Annotated in this window: 1 protein-coding gene; it reads left to right on the plus strand. The window is 73.1% G+C overall.

What is annotated here, in order from left to right; all coding sequences use genetic code 11:
• Nucleotides 1–26 precede the first annotated feature (26 nt).
• Nucleotides 27–924 (plus strand): hypothetical protein (locus tag GJV64_RS14875; RefSeq protein WP_205599667.1); only part of this gene is annotated, 898 nt, incomplete at its 3' end.

Here is a 924-nt window from a genome sequence, read left to right on the forward strand (position 1 = left end):
CAGCTTCGCCCGCCTTGGCGCCGCTGGTGCCGGCGCTCCTGCCGCCGGGCAGCCTCATGTGGTTACTGTGGCACGATGTGCGGGTGCGCGCGCGCGGCCGGCAGGGCCGCTTTGGCCGGCTGCTGGCGGTGATGCTGCTGGCGCTGTTGCCGCTGGTGGCTGGCGCCATGCTGGCCTGGCAGTGGCGCCTGTCGCCGATGATGCCGACGGCTGCGATCGGCAGCGTGGCCGCGGCGCTCCTCGTGCTGCTGCTGGTGATGGTCAGTTCGGCCTATGCCCACGTGCTGCGGCTGGGACGCGACCGAGGCGAGCTGGAGCTGCTGATGTCGGCTCCGCTGCCCGCCACCCGCGTGATGGCGGCGCGGATCGCCGGCGTGCAGGCCGTGGTGGCACTGCCGTTCCTGGTGCTCACGCTGCCGTTCTTCCTGTTCTCTGCCGCGCTGGGACACTGGCGCTGGCTGGCGGGGCCGCTGGTGCTGGTGGCGGTGGCGCTGGTCGCCACGGCGCTGGCGTTGCTGATTGCCACGCTGCTGGACCGCATGCTGGGGCCGCGGCGCTCCGAGACGGTGGCGCAGGTGATTGGCGTGGGCCTTGCCGCCGCCGTGTTCGCGCTGGGCCAGGCGCCCAATTTCGCGCCGCGCTGGGTTGCCGCCCAATTGAAGGCGATGGAAACCCCACCGCCGTTTCCGTTCGACTGGCCGGCGCGCGCGCTCCTGGGGGATCCGGCGCCGCTGCTCTTCATGCTGGCGCTGGCGCTTTGCGCCGTCGCCGTGGCTGTCGAAATCGCGTCCCGCCGGATGGAAGCGGCGCCGCCGGCCCCGGCCGCCGCCGTCCGGCGCATGCCTGCGGCGCGCTTTGGGGGCAGCCCCGGCGCCGTGCTGTACAACAAGGAACTCACCCTGTTGCGGCGCGATCCGGAACTCA

The organism is Sandarakinorhabdus rubra, from assembly GCF_010994245.1.
Lineage (GTDB): Bacteria > Pseudomonadota > Alphaproteobacteria > Sphingomonadales > Sphingomonadaceae > Sandarakinorhabdus > Sandarakinorhabdus rubra.